Genomic DNA, 645 nt, shown 5'->3' with positions numbered 1-645 from the left:
CGCTTTTATCGCGAAGTTTGTGAGGAGCGTTTAGGGCTCATCATGAAAGTGAACTTTAACAGCGAGTTGTTCAATTACGACATTGATGAGGAGGCACTGGCAAGGGCTCGTGCAATGGATGGCAAGCTGCTGCTAGTGACGAATACCAAAGACATGGATGTCGTCGATGTCGTGAACAGATACAAATCGTTAGCCGATATTGAACGTGGTTTTAAATTACTCAAGTCTGATATTGAAATTGGCCCTGTCTACCACCGTCTGCCTAATCGTATTCGGGCGCATGCTTATATCTGTTTTATTGCTCTGGTGCTGGCTCGTGTCATGCGAGCACGCCTTCGAGCCAACCCAGTACCTGACGTGGTTTCATCGGAACGAGCACTCTGGTTATTACGCCAAATCCAGACACACAAAGTGCACTTTGAGGGACAAGATCCTGTCGTAGGCATCTCGACAATCAGTACTGAACAGGCCACCATACTCCGTAGTCTCGAAGTCAAAAAACCATCGATCAGCATCTCCTACGTCAATTTGTAGTGGTGCGTTTTATAATGACGCCGTTATATAACAATGAGTTGCGGACGTAACTGTCGAACCCGGGAACTCCACACGCTCCAGAGATCCAGAGATGCGGTCGACGAAGAAAGG

The 645-nt window shown here is 47.8% G+C and carries 1 protein-coding gene; it reads left to right on the top strand.

Going from position 1 to position 645, the window contains the following annotated elements; all coding sequences use genetic code 11:
- Nucleotides 1-534: IS1634 family transposase (locus ACOI06_RS14565; RefSeq protein ID WP_420663314.1), on the top strand; the 534-nt coding region annotated here is incomplete at its 5' end.
- Nucleotides 535-645 lie beyond the last annotated feature (111 nt).

Origin of the sequence: Orrella sp. 11846 (assembly GCF_048820935.1) — a bacterium.
Taxonomy (GTDB): Bacteria; Pseudomonadota; Gammaproteobacteria; order Burkholderiales; family Burkholderiaceae_B; genus Algicoccus.
The sequence above is the reverse complement of the archived record's forward strand: the minus strand, read 5'-3'. Positions and strand labels throughout refer to the sequence as shown.